We start from the raw sequence: 19,006 nt of genomic DNA, 5'->3' as shown, positions 1-19,006 counted from the left end.
AAATAGCGTTGATTGAAATATGAGTTTCAATCAACGCTATACATAGTTGTTATTAAATTAATTTTACCTTTTTAATAGAAGAAACAAGATTTTGCATTAATTATCTTGGTTGTTTTCAGTGCGAGACCAACCTTTTTTAGTTAAACTAATTTTACCTGTTTCAATATTGATGATTTTTTGTTTATATAAATGTCCGATAGCACGTTTAAATGAACCTTTACTCATGTTAAACACTTCTTTAATGGCTTCTGGACTTGATTTATCCCAAAATGGTAATTCACCGTCGTATTCAACTAATAAATCAAAAATGACTTGTCCATCATCGTCTAGTCGTTCATGTGCTAATGGCAAGAATGAACCATTTAGCTCACCTTGTTCATTATGGCCAATGATACGTACTTTAACTAACTCACCTAGTCTAGGTTCAGCTTTACGTTCTGATTCATGTACGAAGACTTTGTAGCCTTCCGTACTTAATAAGAAACTACCTACACGTAAGACACGATAAGGTCTAGCTTCTAACATTTCATTTTGCTTACTATCATCATGAACTGGCGTGTACATATTATCTACAATACCTTCACTTGCTAAACGAGCAAACATTTGATTTTCTCTATCGATTCTTAGAGTAACAAGTAGTTTGTCACCAGCTTCTGGCCATAGTGTTTTAACTTTTGGTAAATCTTCCCATGGTATCAATACTTCTCTTGGTAAACCTACATCAACACGTGCACCATCACGGTCTACTTTTAATACTTTTGCAAAATCGTATTTATCTTTAGTGATATCAGGCATATTTTGTGTTGCAAATAATTCTCCTGATCTATTTGGATAGATAAAGAAACTATATTCTTCACCTACTTGTAATTCATCTTCTTCATTTACTTCTGATTGATTCAGTTTAACTTGTTCTCCGTTTGGTCCTTTTAACATATAAGTCGAACCTTGTAAGCCGGTAACTTCAAGAAATTCAATTGAACCTACGATATCTTTTTCTAGTGCCATTATATTCTCCTTCGAGTCATTTATTCTTTTATAGTATAACATGAGCGGAGTAATCTATCATTACAAGTTGTAGGTGGTCGAAAGTATCTTAATAATATGATATAATTCTTCCGTTAGAATAACGATATAAAAAGGAGCAAATGCATGTTACAAGTAACTGATGTAAGTTTACGTTTTGGCGATCGTAAACTATTTGAAGATGTAAATATTAAATTTACTGATGGTAATTGCTATGGATTAATTGGAGCGAATGGTGCAGGTAAATCTACTTTCTTAAAAATATTATCTGGTGAGTTAGATTCACAAACTGGTCATGTATCACTAGGTAAAGATGAAAGATTAGCAATTTTAAAACAGGACCACTTTGCATATGAAGACGAACGTGTACTTGATGTAGTTATTAAAGGTCACGAACGTTTATATGAAGTAATGAAAGAAAAAGATGAAATTTATATGAAACCAGATTTCAGTGATGAAGATGGAATTCGTGCTGCTGAACTTGAAGGCGAATTTGCTGAGATGAATGGTTGGAACACAGAAGCAGATGCTGCAAACTTACTATCTGGTTTAGGTATTGACGCATCTTTACAAGACAAAAAGATGTCTGAACTTGAAAATAATCAAAAAGTAAAAGTATTATTAGCGCAAAGTTTATTTGGCGATCCAGATGTACTATTACTAGATGAGCCTACCAATGGTTTAGATATTCCAGCTATTAGTTGGTTAGAAGATTTCTTAATTAATTTTGAAAATACAGTCATCGTAGTATCACATGACCGTCACTTCTTAAATAATGTATGTACACATATTGCAGATTTAGACTTTGGTAAAATTAAAGTTTATGTTGGTAACTATGATTTCTGGTATCAATCAAGTCAATTAGCTCAAAAAATGGCACAAGAACAAAATAAGAAAAAAGAAGAAAAAATTAAAGAACTTCAAGATTTCGTGGCACGTTTCTCTGCAAATGCTTCTAAATCCAAACAAGCAACAAGTCGTAAAAAACAATTAGAAAAAATTGAATTAGATGATATTCAACCATCATCTAGACGTTATCCATATGTGAAATTCACTCCAGAAAGAGAAATTGGTAATGACTTGTTAAGTGTTCAAAATCTTTCTAAAACAATTGACGGTGAAAAAGTATTAGATAATATTTCATTTACGATGAACCCTAACGATAAAGCTATTTTAATTGGAGATAGTGAAATTGCTAAAACTACCCTACTTAAAATTTTAGCTGGTGAAATGGAACCAGACGAAGGTTCATATAAATGGGGTGTTACAACTTCATTAAGTTACTTCCCTAAAGATAACTCTGAATACTTTGATGGTGTAAACATGAATCTTGTTGATTGGTTACGTCAATATGCACCAGAAGATGAACAGACTGAAACGTTCTTACGTGGTTTCTTAGGGCGTATGTTGTTTAGTGGTGAAGAAGTTAAGAAAAAAGCAAGCGTGTTATCAGGTGGAGAGAAAGTACGTTGTATGTTAAGTAAAATGATGCTTTCAAGTGCGAATGTATTATTATTAGATGAACCAACTAACCATTTAGACTTAGAAAGTATTACTGCAGTCAATGATGGATTAAAATCATTTAAAGGTTCACTTATTTTTACGTCATATGACTTTGAATTCATTAACACTATTGCTAACCGTGTGATTGATTTAAATCCACAGGGTTCTGTTTCAAAAGAAATTCCTTATGAAGAGTACTTACAAGAAATTGGAGTATTACAATAGAATAAATGATTATTTTTCCTTAAGTGAATGTTGATGTCACTTAAGGGTTTTTTTATGGGATTTTAGTCCCCTATTTTATTAAGATCTTAAACAAACGATTGCACAAACGATACTAAGCATTAAAATGCTATAAGGTTTTAAGGAATACAAAAGTTTTAATCAAACTTTTGCATAAAAGCCACTAATCTTTGCTAAAAGAAAGTGGCTTTAAAATTTTCTGTTTATTTGAAAAAATCGCAATTATCGGTTTACAGTCACATGTCAGATATGTATAATAAAAACATATCAATTGAATAAGATTTTGATGAGGCGCATTAAACATGAGTAAATATTAGATTACTGTCTGCTAACAGCTAATATTGAAAGGGGGCAATGCCGAAACGAATGATAATAGCAGATATCATTTGTTGGACTTTTTGGTTAAGAGCTAAGAGTTTGTCATTATTTGATAATAATGGAGTGCATCACTTGTACATAAATGTAGAACAAGTCGCATTCCAGACTTGTTCTTTTTTTATTGAATAGGTGGGCCTCCCTACTAACTGAGGAGGACAAATTTTGAATAGAAGTGTTTTGAAATTTGGCGGATCTTCCGTCAGCGATTTTACAAAGATTAAAAATATAGCAAACATGTTAAAAGATCGAGTTGAACAAGATGAACAACTGATTGTTGTAGTGAGTGCTATGGGTAAAACTACAGATCAATTGATGGAAAATGTATCATCCTTAACGTCAACTCCAAAAGAGCAAGAACTTGCCCTACTTTTAACAACTGGAGAGCAACAAACAGTTTCGTATTTGTCTATGGTGCTAAACGATATTGGTGTTAGTGCTAAAGCTATGACTGGATACCAAGCTGGAATTAAAACAATTGGACATCACTTAAAAAGTAAAATTGCTGAAATTAACCCTTCAACCTTCACTGATGCATTTGAGCAACATAATGTACTTGTGATTGCTGGTTTTCAAGGAATTAATGAGAACCATGAATTAACTACATTAGGTCGAGGTGGCTCTGATACTACAGCAGTGGCATTAGCAGCTAGCAATAACATACCTTGCGAAATCTATACAGATGTAGATGGTGTATATGCCACAGATCCTCGAATTTTAAGTCATGCTAAACGTTTAGAGTATGTATCTTATGAAGAGATGATGGAAATGAGTGCACTTGGTGCTGGCGTGCTTGAGACGCGCAGTGTTGAATTGGCTAAAAATTACAATATTCCACTATATTTAGGAAGAACTTTATCAAATGTGAAAGGAACATGGATTATGTCTAGAAGTGATTTATTAGAGAAAAAAGCAGTAACTGGGGTCGCATTAGATAAACACATGATGCATGTTACAATCACATATCCCCTACCAGATAATCGTTTATTAACACAATTATTCACTGAATTAGAAGAAGGCTCAGTTAACGTGGATATGATTTCCCAAATCGTTAACCATGAAGGATTACAATTATCATTTAGTATTAAAGACACAGATGTACATCAAATCTCACAAATTTTAGAACAGTTAGCAGTTAATTTTGAAGCTCTTGATTATAAAATTAACGAAGCTTATGTCAAAATTTCTTTAATTGGTTCTGGTATGAGAGATATGTCAGGTGTTGCATCTAAAGCATTTATAACTTTAATTAATGCTAAAATCCCCTTCTACCAAACAACCACATCAGAAATTAGTATTTCTTATGTCATTGATGCTGAAAATGGTGAAAAAGCTGTCGAAGAACTATACGGTGCTTTTGATATATAATTGATTTAACTTAATTTTTCACAATATTAATAATATTGAAAACGGAGTGACTTACACATGACAAAATTAGCAGTAGTTGGCGCAACAGGATTAGTAGGAACAAAAATGTTAGAAACATTAGATAGAAAAGCAATTCCCTTTGACGAATTAGTGTTATTTTCTTCAGCACGTTCTGCTGGTCAAAATATAGATTTTCAAGGACAAACATATACAGTACAAGAATTAACTGAAGAAGCAGCAAGTGAACATTTTGACTATGTATTAATGAGTGCAGGTGGTGGTACAAGTGAACATTTCGCCCCACTGTTTGAACAAGCTGGTGCTATAGTGATTGATAATTCTAGTCAATGGCGTATGGCAGAAGATGTAGATTTAGTAGTTCCAGAAGTTAATGAACCTAAGTTCACTAGAGGAATCATTGCAAATCCAAACTGTTCTACAATTCAATCAGTTGTACCTTTAAAAGTATTACAAGAAGCATTTGGTTTAAAACGTGTTGCTTATACAACATATCAAGCGGTTTCAGGATCTGGTATTAAGGGTAAGAGAGATTTATCTGAGGGCGCCAATGGTAAAGAACCTGTAGCTTATCCTCACCCTATTTATAATAATGTGTTACCACACATTGATGTATTTTTAGAAAATGGTTATACAAAAGAAGAGCAAAAAATGATTGATGAAACACGTAAGATTTTAAATGATAAAGATTTAAAAGTAACTGCTACATGTGTTCGTGTACCTGTTCAAGATAGTCATAGCGTGGAAATGGATGTCACATTCGATCAAGATACAACTGTAGAAGAAATTCAAGCTCTATTTGACAAAGATGATCGAGTAGTTCTTGTAGATAATCCAGCTAATAATGAATATCCACTTGCAATACATTCTACTGGTAAAGACGAAGTGTTTGTAGGTCGTATTCGTAGAGACGATTCTTTAGACAATACATTCCATGTATGGTGTACATCAGATAATTTATTGAAAGGTGCAGCATTAAACGCAGTTCAAGTTTTAGAACAAGTTTTAAAATTGAAAGGAGTTCTTTAATATGGCACACATGTTTAAAGGCGTAGGTGTAGCATTAACTACACCATTCGTAAATAACGAGGTAGATTATGATGCTTTAAGAAGTCACGTTTCATTTTTATTAGAAAATAATGCTCAAGCAATTATTGTAAATGGTACTACGGCTGAAAGCCCTACTTTAAATGACGATGAAAAGGAACATGTATTAGAAACTGTAGTAAATTTAGTGAATAAACAAGTACCTGTAATTGCAGGTACTGGCACAAATAATACTGAAAAATCAATTCAAGCATCTGTTCGAGCTAGACAATTAGGCGCTGATGCAGTCATGTTAATTACACCTTATTATAATAAAACGAATCAACGCGGTTTAGTACAACATTTTGAAACAATTGCAAATGCGGTTGAATTACCAGTTGTATTATATAATGTGCCTTCTCGTACAAATATGACGATTGAACCAGAGACAGTTGAAACGTTAAGTAAAAATCAATATATTGTTGCACTTAAAGATGCTACAAATGATTTTGATTACTTTGAAGAAGTTAAAAAACGAGTTAATCAAGACGAATTTGCAATTTATAGTGGTAACGATGACAATGTAGTTGATTTCTATGAACGTGGTGGTAATGGCGTTATATCAGTAATTGCTAATGTTATTCCAAAAGAATTCCAACATTTATATGATGCTAAACAAAACGGGGACGATATCACTAAAGCGTTCGAGCCAATTGGACAATTGTTAGATGCTCTATCTGTAGATGTTAATCCTATACCAATCAAAGCATTAACTGCTCATGAAGGCTTTGGAAGCTATGAACTACGCTTACCTCTTCTACCATTAGAAGAAAATGATCGTAAAAAATTAGTACAAGCTTATGAAACATTTAAAGCAGGTGAAAAATAATGAAAATTCTTTTAATTGGTTATGGGGCTATGAACCAACGAGTTGCTAGATTAGCTGAAGAAAAAGGCCATGAAATTGTAGGCGTTATCGAACACACACCGAAAGATTCAACACCTTATCAACAATACGAACACATTGCTGACGCAAAAGATGCCGATGTTGCGATAGATTTTTCTAATCCTAATTTATTATTCCCATTATTAGAAGAATCGTTCAAATTACCATTAGTTATCGCAACTACTGGTGAAAAAGAAAAATTAGTTGAAAAACTAGAAGATTTAGGGAAAAACATGCCAGTATTTTTCAGTGCGAATATGAGTTATGGCATACACGCGCTTACCAAAATTCTAGAAGCGGCTGTTCCCCTATTACAAGATTTTGATATTGAACTTACCGAGGCGCATCACAATAAAAAAGTCGATGCCCCTAGTGGTACGTTAGTTAAACTATATGATGTCATTGAAGGATTACGTGAAAAAACAACGCCTGTATATGATCGTCATGATAAATCAGAAAAACGAACACCTGATGAAATAGGTATTCATGCAGTTCGTGGAGGTACAATTGTCGGAGAACATGATGTATTATTCGCTGGTACTGATGAAACAATTACTATTTCACATAAAGCACAATCAAAAGATATCTTTGCCAATGGAGCAATTGGCGCTGCTGAAAAATTAATTCACAAAGACAAAGGTTTTTATACTTTCGATAATTTATAATTCAACTGAAGGAGCGAAATTATGGTACAACATTTATCAGCCCAAGAAATAATTCAATATATTAGTGATGCAAAAAAATCAACACCATTAAAAGTTTATGTTAACGGTAATTTTGACAATGTAACTTTCCCTGAATCGTTTAAAGTATTTGGTTCAGATAATTCTAAAGTGATTTTTGTAGAAGCAGACGAATGGAAACCATTCTATGAACAACATCAAGGTCAATTTGAAGATGTTGAGATTGAAATGGACCGTCGTAATTCTGCGATTCCCTTAAAAGATTTAACTAATACGAATGCTAGAATTGAACCCGGTGCCTTTATTCGTGAACAAGCGATTATTGAAGATGGTGCTGTCGTAATGATGGGCGCTACGATTAATATCGGTGCAGTTGTTGGCGAACGTACTATGGTAGATATGAATGCAACTTTAGGGGGGCGTGCTACTACAGGTAAAAATGTACATGTTGGTGCAGGTGCAGTATTAGCAGGTGTTATTGAACCACCTAGCGCATCACCAGTTGTCATCGAAGATAATGTTTTAATCGGAGCAAATGCAGTTATTTTAGAAGGTGTACGTGTCGGTGAAGGTGCAATTGTTGCAGCTGGCGCTATTGTGACACAAGATGTTCCTGCAGGTGCAGTTGTTGCAGGTACACCTGCTAAAGTGATTAAACAGACTTCTGAAGTTGAAGATTCTAAACGTGAGATTGTGTCTGCATTAAGAAAATTAAACGATTAATATATCGTAAATGAAAGTAAGTTGAAACGAAGACGTGGTTGAGCAGTTTAAAGAAGTAGATTTCAAACTTCTTGAGAACAGATAGCTCCCCACCCTTTCGTTTCGACTTTTTATTATCATTAAATATGATAACGTCATTAGGGAATTTTTAGAGAAAGGAATGATTTTGATGAATGAATTAGAATTTGTAACTACTCATAGAAGACATTTACATCAACATCCTGAATTAAGTTTACATGAATACGAAACAACTGAATATATCACTCAATTTTTAAATGAACTAGGTGTAACATATGAACGCCCACTAGAAACAGGTGCTATCGCCTATTTAAAAGGTAATAGTAATCATACGATTGCATATAGAGCAGATATTGATGCTTTACCGATTTTTGAAGAAAATGATGTAGACTATCGAAGTCAAAATGATAATGTGATGCATGCTTGTGGACACGATGGACATACAACTGCCCTGATGTTGTTTGTACAACGTTGTAAAGCAATGGCTGATCAAGGTACCCTTCCTCATAATGTTGTGTTTATTTTCCAACCTGCTGAAGAAACAGGTGGCGGTGCACATCGTCTTATTAATGCCAAAGCCTTTGATCAATATCCTATTGAAGCAGTATTTGGTATCCATGTAAATCCATTCTCAGATGAAGGCACAGTAGTAATCAGAGATGAAGAAATTACTGCTAGTGCGACTGAATATCGCTTTTATTTAAAAGGTTTATCTAGCCATGTTGCAGATAAAGAACAAGGCTATTCTTGTGGTGAAGCATTACATCACGTGTTAACGCAAGTTGGTCAAATTCAACAATATCATTTAAATGGTTTAAAACGTAATATCGTACATATGGGACATTTTGAAGCTGGTGAAGCGATTAATACAGTACCAAGTCATGGTTATCTAGAAGGAACTATTCGTACATATGATGCTGATGATTTAACTATTGTTAAAAATCAAATGCAAAAAATAGCTGACAGTGTCAAATTGTTATTTAACGTAGATTGTGAAGTGAAATTTGAAGAAGGATACCCTGCTACGATTAATAATCCTAAATTACGTAAACCTGTAGAACAAGCACTTAAAGATGCTCATTTAGAAGTGATTGAAAAGCCTACTCCATTTTTATTTGGCGAAGATTTTAGTTTTTATGGTCAATTATTAGCACCAGCATATTTTGTTTTTGTAGGTACACGAAATACAGATAAAGGCTATGTAACAGGATTACATACATCTCATTTAAATTTTGATGAAAAGGTATTAATTGATGTAGCCAATTATTATGAACATTTATTACTAAATTACAAAGAGGTGTAACTATTGACAGCAATTTGGTCAGTCGATTCAGAAGCATTTTTGGATAATGCAAAGAAAGTTAAAAATCAACAACCTATTATGGCTGTTGTTAAAAATAATGCCTATCATTATGGTTTAGAATTTGCAGTAAAGCAGTTTTTAAGTGCAGGTATTGATACATTTAGTACGACTTCTTTAAAAGAAGCTGTAAGAGTACGTGAATTAGCTCCAAATGCAACGGTATTTCTTATGAATGCAGTATATGATTTTGATACAGTGCGTGATAATCAAATTCATATGACGTTACCTTCTTTGAAATATTATTATGAGCATAAAGAAGATTTGCATGATATTCATATACATTTAGAATTTGAAAATTTGCTACATCGTTCCGGTTTTAAAACATTAACTGAAATTCAAGAAGTGTTACATGATCACCAACAAAATTCAAATCAAGATAAAATGATTATTTCAGGATTATGGACTCATTTTGGTTATGCTGATGAATTCGGTGTACCTGAATATGACCGTGAACGTGCTGCATGGTTAGAAGTATTAAATACTTTATTAAATGAAGGCTATCAGTTTGATTTCATTCACGCTCAAAATAGTGCAAGTTATTATCGTGAAGGTCAAGTCGTACTTCCCCACCATACGCACGCAAGAGTTGGTATTGCATTATATGGTTCTCGCCCATATAGTGGTTTAGGTGAAGAAGTGATTCAGCAATCATTAACTGTAAAAGCAAATGTCATACAAGTGCGTGATGTTCAGCAAGGAGACTATTGTGGCTACAGTTGGGCATTTGAAACACAGAATGATAATACGAAACTTGCGGTAGTAGATGTTGGTTATGGTGATGGTATTTTAAGAACGAGAGCACAACATGAAGCACTTATTAATGGAAAGCGCTACCCTATTCGTGCTTTAATGATGAGTCATATGTTCGTGGAAGTTGATGATAACGTACATGCACAAGATCAAGTTGTATTATATAATGAAAATATGCGCATAGACGAATACACATTTAAGGGTGTGGGAGCAAATTCTGAACAACTTAGCGCAATGAATCACGATTCTCTTATAAAGGAGTATAGATAAATATGACAGTAGAATATAACGAATACGGCGAATTAACATTAGGAGGTACAAGTCTTAAAACTGTGGCTCAAAGCTTTGGTACCCCTACCATTGTTTATGATGAAGATCAAATTCGTAATCAAATGCGTCGTTATCATCAAGCATTTCAACAAAGCGGGTTAAAATATAATATTTCATATGCTTCTAAAGCATTTACATGTATACAAATGGTTAAATTGGTTCAAGAAGAAGATTTACATTTAGATGTGGTTTCTGAAGGAGAATTATATACAGCACTTGAAGCAGGCTTTGACCCAAGTCGTATTCACTTCCATGGTAATAATAAAACAAAGCATGAAATCCGATATGCTTTAGAAAATAACATTGGCTATTTTGTTATAGATTCTTTAGAAGAAATTGATTTAATTGATCGCTATGCAAATGATACAGTACAAGTCGTATTAAGAGTCAATCCTGGTGTAGAAGCACATACACATGAATTTATCCAAACAGGTCAAGAAGATAGTAAATTTGGCCTTTCAATCCGTTATGGATTAGTTAATGAAGCGGTAGATAAAATTAAACAAACAAAACATCTTCATTTAAAAGGGTTTCACTTCCATATTGGTTCACAAATTGAAGGCACTGAAGCAATGATTGAAACAGCTAAAATTGTGTTGAACTGGTTAAATGACAACAATATTGATGTTGAACTGCTTAACCTTGGTGGTGGTTTTGGTATTAAGTATGTTGAAGGCGACGTTAGCTTCCCTATTGAAACTGGCATTGCTGAAATTACAGATGCTATTAAAGAAGAGGTTAACAAGTTAAATATGGATACACCTGAAATCGGCATTGAGCCAGGACGTTCAATCGTTGGTGAAGCTGGTATAACATTATATGAAGTAGGCACAACGAAAGTCATTCCAGGAGTTAATAAATATGTATCTATAGATGGCGGTATGAGTGATCATATTAGAACATCATTATATGATGCCGAGTATCAAGCGTTACTTGTTAATCGTCATGAAGAAGCGGATGATACTATGACAATTGCAGGTAAATTGTGCGAATCGGGAGATATTATTATTAAAAATGCTAAGCTTCCAAGTTCAGTACAACGTGGAGATTACTTAGCGATATTATCCACTGGTGCTTATCACTATTCTATGGCTTCAAATTATAACCAAATGCAAAAGCCATCAGTGTTCTTTATTAAAGATGGCAAAGCACGTGAAGTCATTAAACGTCAATCATTAAGACAACTGATTATTAATGATACAAAATAGAAAAAATTAAGGTTCAATATAAGACAACCAATTAATGATTATCTTGTATTGAACCTTTAATTTTGTATTAATACTGTAATTTTTTAAATAATGTACGAGCGATGACGTAAAAAATAATAATGTAGAGGAATGTTAGCCCTATCATCATACCTAACTGAAAATTAAAATCTTGAACATGTTCTAGTTTTATAAAAGAAACTGGTAGAACTTTAAATTTAGGTAGCATTTCTACGATTTTAGTTAATATGTATCCAATTACCATAATCATAATTGTATAAGCTGAATTAAATTTAATTGATGATAAAATTCCTAAAAATAACAAAATAATAATCGTACTGAAAATACCTACTAATGATAATATAAAGCTTTTATTCACTAATGTATCATTTAAGAATAATGAGTGTGAAGAATAGTCGTGTTTATTAACAAAGAATAGATATACGATAATGCTAGAAATGATTAATATTATTCGTGAGATAATAACTAATAATAAAATAGATAAAAATTTATAGTTAAATATCTTATCCCTATTTTGATCTTTAAATAAGATTAAGCGGCCTGATTTAATATCATCATTAAAATTTTGACCAATCATCATACCTATTAATACAATGGGTAATAAAAATTTAAGTTCTGTATCAGAAATAGCAATCAGTAATTCTGCAAACGAGACACTATTTTTTTCAGTTGATGATAATGAAACAAAATCACTATGTGTTAGTTCTGCTATAAAAATAAGTAATGGATATAAACTGATTAATAATAAGACCCAAAATGACTTTAACTTTACTGTAAATTTAAAAATTTCGTTTAACATTGTTTAATCCCCTAACTATTTAAATAATGATATATAATCTGCTTCAATATTTTTGATGTTGAGTAAAGTATTATCATTACCTATGTAATTTTGAATTAATTTCAGATTATCTTCTTGGTCAATAATTTCTATAGTATTGCCATCTATATGCGTAATAAAATCAAATTGTTGTTTGATTGATTGCATATCTTTTATTGGATTTGTATATGTAAGTAATTGTCGATTTTCAAATTGTGTAGATTTTAATTCTTTGATTTCACCATTGTTAAGGAACAAATAACGATTACATATTTGTTTTAATTCATTAATCTGATGACTAGAAATTAAAAATATAGATTGATATTTTGCAGCATATTGTTGTAAAAGTTGAATTAATTGATCAATACCTACTGGATCTAAACCAACAAACGGTTCATCTAGAACTGCTATTTTAGGTTCTGTAATTAAGCACATTGCTAAACATAGTCTTTGCTTCATACCAAATGAATAGTCTTTAACCTTCTTTTTATTGTCTTCTAAAGCAACAAAAGTTAAAATATCACTTATTTTATCGAGATATTGATTTTGATTGTTTACTTTTAAATAAAATTCTAAATTTTGACGCGCGCTATAATTAGGAAAATATACTTGATTAATCATAAAACCAAAGTCAGTAAGTATATTTTCATTTATATGTATATCTTGGTTATTGTATGAAATAGTCCCTTCAGAAGGTCGTTGCATTTTAGCAATTAATTTCATTAGAGTGGTTTTACCCGCACCATTTTTACCAATTAAACCAATAATATCGCCATTATTCATATCAAAATTAATATTATTTAAGATAGTTGTAGAACCATAAGTTTTTTTAATATTCTGTAATTTTAGCATTTAAAACCCCTCCTTTTTTTGATAAGTATTATTAAAAATAAAACGGAAGTCATAAATAAAAATATAAAAATTAATTGAGGTATAGCTATCATATTCTCATCAATAGAAATTTCAAATTGATCATTCGTTTTTTTAGAATTTAAAATATAAGAATCATAATTAGGTAAATTCATTATATAAAGACTGTATAAGATATAACATAATAAATTAAACAGACTATTTGTAATCACAAATTGATAGTGTTTGTTACAGTAAAAAATAAAAACACCCGTAATAATAGTAGGAATTAAAAGCGTTAATATTGATGCAAGGTAAACATTAATATTGAATTGAAAATAACACATTATCCCGTAAAATATTGAAATTAAAATAAAAGTAGAAAAATAATATTTCATTAATTCACCCCAAATAAGTTAATAGTAAATTATAAATCCAATGTGTAATTATACTAAAACTTAAATTTATATTATAACGAATAAAATATAATATTATACTGCTTGGAAACCTATTAATCAAATTAATTAAAAAAGGTTCATTTAGATGTAATAAAAAACCAAATAAAATTGAACCAATTATCGATATAAGTACTATATTAAATTCCTTACTAAGTATTTTGTATATTATATGTCTAAATAAATATTCCTCTCCAATAGCTACACATAGGAAATAAAATGTTATTAAATAGTCTTTAGTAATAAATGACATAAAAATAAAACATAAAAATATTAACAGACATTTGTTCACATTAATAGATAAACCTTCAACACTATTTAACTTAAAAAGTTTAATAAAAAGAATTGGTATTATTATAAAACTTATTATAAATGATAGTAGTGTACATAGTTGAAGTACAAATTCATTTTTTATTAATATAGAAAAAATGCCTATGGAAATACTTAATGAAGCAGAGGAAAATATTACTAATAAAATAGAGAATAAGATGATTTTTATCTTATTCTCTAAAGTAGGTGTATTAATTACCATTTAACACGTCTGCCTCTATAGCCAATATGAAAGCGTCCAATTGATACATGTAATAATTTGAATAAACTTTCCATTTTAATCCCTCCCTTTAGTTGTTATAATTATTGTATAATATTTATATAAAATTGTCTACATTATTATTCTTTAATATACTTCTATTCCTCAAATAAAAAACGGTTAGTGACCCTATGATCACTAACCGCTAATTTTATATAAAAACTCCAATAAAAAACACCTTACATCTTGGTAAGGTGTTAGTTAATAAAGTCAATTTTTACAATCTATTTATTATAGTTTTACAACGTTCGCAGCTTGTGGTCCGCGGTCGCCTTCAACTACTTCAAATTCAACTGATTGACCTTCTTCTAATGATTTGTAACCATCTTGGTTAATTGCTGAGAAATGTACGAATACGTCGTTTTCTCCTTCAACTTCGATGAAGCCGAATCCTTTTTCAGCGTTAAACCATTTAACTGTACCTTGTTTCATAATCTGAAACCTCCAAGACTAAAATTCATTCAATATGCGTTATTCGCATATTACAAAAAATACATGGTCTAATTAGTCATAACGATAATAGCAAATACTTTTTGCAATATGGAATAAAACTATTGCTTAATTAATATTATAGTTTAAAAATAGCAAAATTGCAATACAATTATAGGAAATTATCATTTAAACTATTTTTGGAAGATTATAATATACTTCATTATTTTTTAAAACAATAAAACTATAAAATATTTGTAAATCTTCATCACAATCTTCGCAGAAATTTAAATCACAATTATTGTAAAATGCGTACATATTATATTTTCCCATTACACAGTTATCATAATAGGCTTGGCAAGCTTTAATTAAATCTTGATATTCTTCTAACATCTCATCATATGATGAAAACTCAGATTGCTTTACGATTTTTTCTGGCCAATCTTCAAATAACCACCAACCCTCGTAGTCAGCTCTAATTTTTGCAACTGTCCACATATGTATCCCCTTCTTTGTATAATTCTATATGCTAATTTTAACTTGTTGTATAACAAAATCAAGTTTGAAGACTCATACTTTTGGCCGATACGTAGTGTAGTTATTATTAGTTTTTTTAACGTTTTATCCTTATAATGATATTAAGAGGTGATTATGGTGGAACGCAAACATATACAAGTATTCGGAACAGTTCAAGGTGTCGGTTTTAGATTTTATACACAGAAAATAGCAAATCAACATGATATTAAAGGAACAGTACAAAATGTTGATGATTATGTAGATATATATGCACAAGGAGATACAGAAAGTTTAGATCAATTTATTAATAGTGTTGTTTCAGGTGCTTCTCCTGCCTCAAATGTAACCAATTATGATATTGAAACACTTGATGTTGATGAATCATTGAAAGATTTTAAAACGATTTAAACTAATTTAAAAAGGAAGATGGCAGTTGAGATATAATATTTCAAGAATATTTGGAATGATGGTAGGTATTCCTGTAGCGATTATTGCTTGGATGATTAGTATCTTTGGATTAGATCTGTCATTTATCATAGATGCTGTTATTGGTTTGGGTGGGTTTATAGTGTCATACTTCCCTACCCAACGGCTAACATCACGGAAGTATTTAAATGAAATAGGTTTAACTAGAAGAGAATATAGATATGTTAGAGGTCAATTGAATCAAGCGCAGGCTAAAATTCGAATGATTTTAAAATCATTTATTAATATTCGATCTATTAAAGACTTCAGACAAGTAAATGATATCTATAGAATATCTCGCTCTATTTATATGAGTGTGAAACAACGTCCAGGTATGTTTTTTAAAGTAGAAGGATTTTTCTATTCACATATAGATAATGCTTTGAATTTAGTGGATTCGTATACTAGATTAACGAAAATGCCTAAGAAATCACATGAAGAAAAGCAAAAGTTAGAACAAACGCGTATTACTCTTGATGAGGTTAAACGCACATTAGTAGCAGACTTAAAGCAATTAAATGAAGAAGATTATGAACGATTAGATGTCGAAATGGAATTAAACAAATTAGAGCAACAACGTAGACAAAAATAATATAGAAAGGAGCATTAATGGCTATGTCAAATGAACTAGAACGTGAGGCCTCACATCCTCTTGATCAGTATATTAATAATCAAACTGGGCAATCAAATACAGTTGTCGAAGATTTTGAACATCAATTTACTGAGAAAGACCAACAAAAAATCAATCAAATTAGCGAGCAAATTAAACCACTAGATCATGATGGCTTATTATCATTTGGTACTAATTTACAACAAAATATGTCTCAATTCTCTCATCAAATGTTAGATGATGTTCAATCCAAAGACATGGGACCTGTCGGTGACTCATTAAATCAATTGATGAGTAAATTAAAATCAGTTAATCCAAATGATTTAGACCCAAGCAAACAATCTAAATTAAAACGTATCTTTAGAAGAACTCAAGCCTCAATTAATGAAATATTTTCCAAAATGCAATCTGTTAGTTCTCAAATTGATCGTATAACAATTCAGTTGGAAAAGCATAAAGGTAATTTAACAAAAGATATCGATTTATTAGATGGATTATATGACCAAAACAAACAATATTTTGATGAAGTAACGGTATATATTGCAGCTGCTCAACGTAAAAAACAAGAGATACGACAAACAACGATTCCCAATTTACAACATAAAGCAGAACAATCAGGTAATCAAATGGATATACAAGCAGTTGCAGATATGGAACAATTTGTAGATAGATTAGAAAAAAGAATTTATGATTTACAACTTTCAAGACAAATTGCAATACAAACTGCCCCACAAATCCGTATGATTCAAAATGTTAATCAGGCCTTAGCTGAAAAAATTCAAAGTTCGATTTTAACAAGTATTCCACTTTGGAAAAATCAAATGGCTATTGCCCTAACGCTCATGCGACAAAGAAATGCAGTATCTGCACAACGCGCAGTCACAGATACTACGAACGATCTACTAACTCAAAATGCAGCGATGTTAAAACAAAATGCTATTGAAACAGCCACAGAAAATGAACGTGGTGTTGTAGATATTGAAACATTAAAACAAACTCAAAGTGATATTATTGATACAATCGAGCAAACATTGCAAATTCAGCATGATGGTCGACAAAAACGACAAGCTGCCGAAAAAGAACTATCAGGCTTAGAAAATGATTTAAAACAACATCTATTATCAATGAGAAAAGAATAGCACAAAGCATGATAAATAAAGAAGCCAGTAAAATGAGTTTTAAAATGACTCATTTTACTGGCTATTTTTCTATGATTTATTCTTTTTGATACACGATAGGTTGTTGTTTAATAAATGCACCGATAATATATGCAATAATTGTTGTAATAACAGCAATTGGGAACCATTCTAATGAATAATCTTTTAACCAAAGATAATCCATAAAGTTAAGTTTTAACCACCCTTGTGTGTGAATTACACTTAAAATCGATACGATTGCAACTACTATTACAGTAATTTGTTGTGTAATTGGCTTTGTTGGAATAAATCTAGCTAATAATATTAATAAAACTACTGTAATCGCTACTGGATAGATAACACTAAGAACGGGTTGTGACATTGTAATCACTGCATTTAAACCTTGATTAGCAATAATGAAGCTAACAATTGTAAAGAACACAACATATGTCTTATAAGATATTTTAGGAATAATTCGATGGAAATATTCACTAACAGCTACAATTAATCCACATGCCGTTGTTAAGCAAGCTAATGCAACAATAATACCTAATAAATACTTACCAAATGTTCCGAAACCTGTTGATGCCATAGTAGTTAATAAATATGTACCTACATTTTGGTCTTTCGCGGCTAATGCTTTTAATTTTGCATCTGAGACATCGATATGATTTCCGATAAATCCAAGTGATATATAAATAAAAACTAATGCTACAGCTGCTATTAATCCAGCAATTAACGTTTGTTTGAAAATTTTATTTGCGTGATTAACACCAGTGGCTTTTATCGCATTAACTACAATCATAGAAAATGCTATTGCAGCAATAGCATCCATAGTTAAGTAACCTTGTGTAAAGCCTTGTGAAAAACTACCGATATTATTGTTAAACAGTTCTGTTTTCCCATGACTTGAAGAATGACTACTAAAATCAATAAACCCTTTAATAATCATAGCTAATATAGTAATTAATAATAAAGGTGTTAATAATGAACCTATACGATCAACCATTTTATTAGGATTGATACATAAATATAATACGATAATGAAATATATTAACGTAAAAATAAATAATGTTAGATTACCATGTGAATGTGCAATTGGAGTTATTGTCATCTCAAATGATGTTGATGCCGTACGAGGTATGGCAAACAAAGGTCCAATAGTTAAGTAAATAACAATTAAAAAAATAATTGAAAATATAGGTGAAATTTTATTAAATGCGCCAATATAACCTTGTTTATCAAGTGCACCAACCACGACGCCAAGTAAAGGCAATCCTATCCCAGTTAATGCAAAAGCGAGAATCGCCGGCCAGAAAAAGTGTCCACTATCTAAACCTAAATTCGTTGGGAAGATTAAATTACCTGCACCAAAGAACATAGCAAATAGCATGAACCCTACAATCCATGTATTCTTATTCATAATGCTGCTCCTTTATAATTAAATATGCAACATTAAATATTCTAGCATAAATATAATTTGTAAGTCTATATAATTTCAGAAAATTTAAACACTTACTTCATTTAAATTTCATAATTAGACAA

20 protein-coding genes and 1 riboswitch are annotated in these 19,006 nt (G+C 31.3%); of the genes, 12 read left to right on the top strand and 8 right to left on the bottom strand.

Annotation, left to right across the window (positions count from 1 at the left end):
• Positions 1 to 96 precede the first annotated feature (96 nt).
• On the bottom strand, positions 97 to 1,005 hold the full coding sequence (cvfB, locus tag N524_RS0100690) for an RNA-binding virulence regulatory protein CvfB (RefSeq protein ID WP_017636974.1): 909 nt from the start codon (positions 1,003 to 1,005) through the stop codon (positions 97 to 99).
• Positions 1,006 to 1,149: 144 nt separating this feature from the next.
• Between cvfB and N524_RS0100685 the strand changes: the two genes are divergently transcribed.
• The 9 genes from N524_RS0100685 to lysA all read left to right on the top strand — a co-directional run bounded on the left by N524_RS0100685 (position 1,150) and on the right by lysA (position 11,577).
• Complete coding sequence (locus tag N524_RS0100685; protein WP_029055370.1) at positions 1,150 to 2,751, top strand: ABC-F family ATP-binding cassette domain-containing protein; 1,602 nt, start codon at positions 1,150 to 1,152, stop codon at positions 2,749 to 2,751.
• Between the two features lie 296 nt (positions 2,752 to 3,047).
• A riboswitch (Lysine riboswitch) is annotated at positions 3,048 to 3,224 on the top strand.
• A gap of 82 nt (positions 3,225 to 3,306) precedes the next feature.
• On the top strand, positions 3,307 to 4,512 hold the full coding sequence (locus N524_RS0100675; protein ID WP_026083466.1) for an aspartate kinase: 1,206 nt from the start codon (positions 3,307 to 3,309) through the stop codon (positions 4,510 to 4,512).
• A 57-nt stretch (positions 4,513 to 4,569) separates the two neighbouring features.
• Positions 4,570 to 5,559: an aspartate-semialdehyde dehydrogenase gene (locus tag N524_RS0100670; RefSeq protein ID WP_029055369.1), complete on the top strand. Its 990-nt coding sequence runs from the start codon at positions 4,570 to 4,572 to the stop codon at positions 5,557 to 5,559.
• Position 5,560: 1 nt separating this feature from the next.
• The gene (dapA, locus tag N524_RS0100665; RefSeq protein WP_029055368.1) at positions 5,561 to 6,445 is read left to right on the top strand and encodes a 4-hydroxy-tetrahydrodipicolinate synthase; all 885 of its coding nucleotides are present in this window, start codon (positions 5,561 to 5,563) and stop codon (positions 6,443 to 6,445) included.
• A complete protein-coding gene (gene dapB / locus N524_RS0100660) occupies positions 6,445 to 7,167 on the top strand; it encodes a 4-hydroxy-tetrahydrodipicolinate reductase (protein WP_017636969.1) in 723 nt (240 codons plus the stop codon). Before dapA ends, dapB begins: the two co-directional genes overlap by 1 nt.
• A 21-nt stretch (positions 7,168 to 7,188) precedes the next feature.
• Positions 7,189 to 7,908: a 2,3,4,5-tetrahydropyridine-2,6-dicarboxylate N-acetyltransferase gene (gene dapD / locus N524_RS0100655; protein WP_029055367.1), complete on the top strand. Its 720-nt coding sequence runs from the start codon at positions 7,189 to 7,191 to the stop codon at positions 7,906 to 7,908.
• 169 nt (positions 7,909 to 8,077) lie between these two features.
• The gene (locus N524_RS0100650; protein WP_017636967.1) at positions 8,078 to 9,229 is read left to right on the top strand and encodes an amidohydrolase; all 1,152 of its coding nucleotides are present in this window, start codon (positions 8,078 to 8,080) and stop codon (positions 9,227 to 9,229) included.
• A 3-nt stretch (positions 9,230 to 9,232) separates the two neighbouring features.
• Positions 9,233 to 10,309: an alanine racemase gene (locus N524_RS0100645; protein WP_017636966.1), complete on the top strand. Its 1,077-nt coding sequence runs from the start codon at positions 9,233 to 9,235 to the stop codon at positions 10,307 to 10,309.
• Between the two features lie 2 nt (positions 10,310 to 10,311).
• Positions 10,312 to 11,577 carry a diaminopimelate decarboxylase gene (gene lysA / locus N524_RS0100640; RefSeq protein WP_029055366.1) on the top strand — a complete coding sequence of 422 codons (1,266 nt, stop codon included), beginning with the start codon at positions 10,312 to 10,314 and terminating at the stop codon, positions 11,575 to 11,577.
• Between the two features lie 67 nt (positions 11,578 to 11,644).
• Here the strand turns inward: lysA and N524_RS0100635 are convergent, their stop codons facing one another.
• The 6 genes from N524_RS0100635 to msaA all read right to left on the bottom strand — a co-directional run bounded on the left by N524_RS0100635 (position 11,645) and on the right by msaA (position 15,232).
• Positions 11,645 to 12,394, bottom strand: a complete 750-nt coding sequence (locus N524_RS0100635; protein ID WP_051522831.1) for a hypothetical protein — start codon at positions 12,392 to 12,394, stop codon at positions 11,645 to 11,647.
• A 15-nt stretch (positions 12,395 to 12,409) separates the two neighbouring features.
• Positions 12,410 to 13,264, bottom strand: a complete 855-nt coding sequence (locus N524_RS0100630; protein ID WP_029055364.1) for an ABC transporter ATP-binding protein — start codon at positions 13,262 to 13,264, stop codon at positions 12,410 to 12,412.
• Positions 13,258 to 13,659 carry an Msa family membrane protein gene (locus tag N524_RS13850; RefSeq protein ID WP_029055363.1) on the bottom strand — a complete coding sequence of 134 codons (402 nt, stop codon included), beginning with the start codon at positions 13,657 to 13,659 and terminating at the stop codon, positions 13,258 to 13,260. The genes N524_RS0100630 and N524_RS13850 overlap by 7 nt, the downstream gene beginning before the upstream one ends.
• 4 nt (positions 13,660 to 13,663) lie before the next feature.
• Complete coding sequence (locus N524_RS13845) at positions 13,664 to 13,969, bottom strand: CPBP family intramembrane glutamic endopeptidase (protein WP_225880642.1); 306 nt, start codon at positions 13,967 to 13,969, stop codon at positions 13,664 to 13,666.
• 567 nt (positions 13,970 to 14,536) lie between these two features.
• Entirely contained in the window at positions 14,537 to 14,737 is a 201-nt protein-coding gene (gene cspA / locus N524_RS0100610; RefSeq protein ID WP_002433901.1) for a cold shock protein CspA, read from the bottom strand.
• A 186-nt stretch (positions 14,738 to 14,923) separates the two neighbouring features.
• Entirely contained in the window at positions 14,924 to 15,232 is a 309-nt protein-coding gene (msaA, locus tag N524_RS0100605; protein ID WP_017636529.1) for a regulatory protein MsaA, read from the bottom strand.
• A 156-nt stretch (positions 15,233 to 15,388) separates the two neighbouring features.
• On the opposite strand from msaA, the gene N524_RS0100600 reads away from it, so the two are divergent.
• The 3 genes from N524_RS0100600 to N524_RS0100590 are packed head-to-tail and all read left to right on the top strand — an operon-like array spanning position 15,389 to position 17,464.
• The gene (locus N524_RS0100600; protein WP_026083438.1) at positions 15,389 to 15,658 is read left to right on the top strand and encodes an acylphosphatase; all 270 of its coding nucleotides are present in this window, start codon (positions 15,389 to 15,391) and stop codon (positions 15,656 to 15,658) included.
• A gap of 25 nt (positions 15,659 to 15,683) precedes the next feature.
• Positions 15,684 to 16,307: a 5-bromo-4-chloroindolyl phosphate hydrolysis family protein gene (locus N524_RS0100595; RefSeq protein ID WP_017636527.1), complete on the top strand. Its 624-nt coding sequence runs from the start codon at positions 15,684 to 15,686 to the stop codon at positions 16,305 to 16,307.
• Positions 16,308 to 16,330: 23 nt separating this feature from the next.
• Positions 16,331 to 17,464 (top strand): toxic anion resistance protein, encoded by a 1,134-nt coding sequence (locus N524_RS0100590; protein ID WP_029055361.1) that lies wholly within the window; start codon positions 16,331 to 16,333, stop codon positions 17,462 to 17,464.
• A 76-nt stretch (positions 17,465 to 17,540) separates the two neighbouring features.
• Here N524_RS0100590 and brnQ3 read toward each other — a convergent pair whose 3' ends face one another.
• Positions 17,541 to 18,884, bottom strand: a complete 1,344-nt coding sequence (gene brnQ3, locus N524_RS0100585) for a branched-chain amino acid-like transporter carrier protein BrnQ3 (RefSeq protein ID WP_029055360.1) — start codon at positions 18,882 to 18,884, stop codon at positions 17,541 to 17,543.
• Positions 18,885 to 19,006: the final 122 nt, after the last annotated feature.

Origin of the sequence: Staphylococcus sp. URHA0057, from assembly GCF_000620265.1 — a bacterium.
Classification (GTDB): domain Bacteria; phylum Bacillota; class Bacilli; order Staphylococcales; family Staphylococcaceae; genus Staphylococcus; species Staphylococcus pasteuri.
This window is presented reverse-complemented; position numbering and strand designations above follow the sequence as displayed.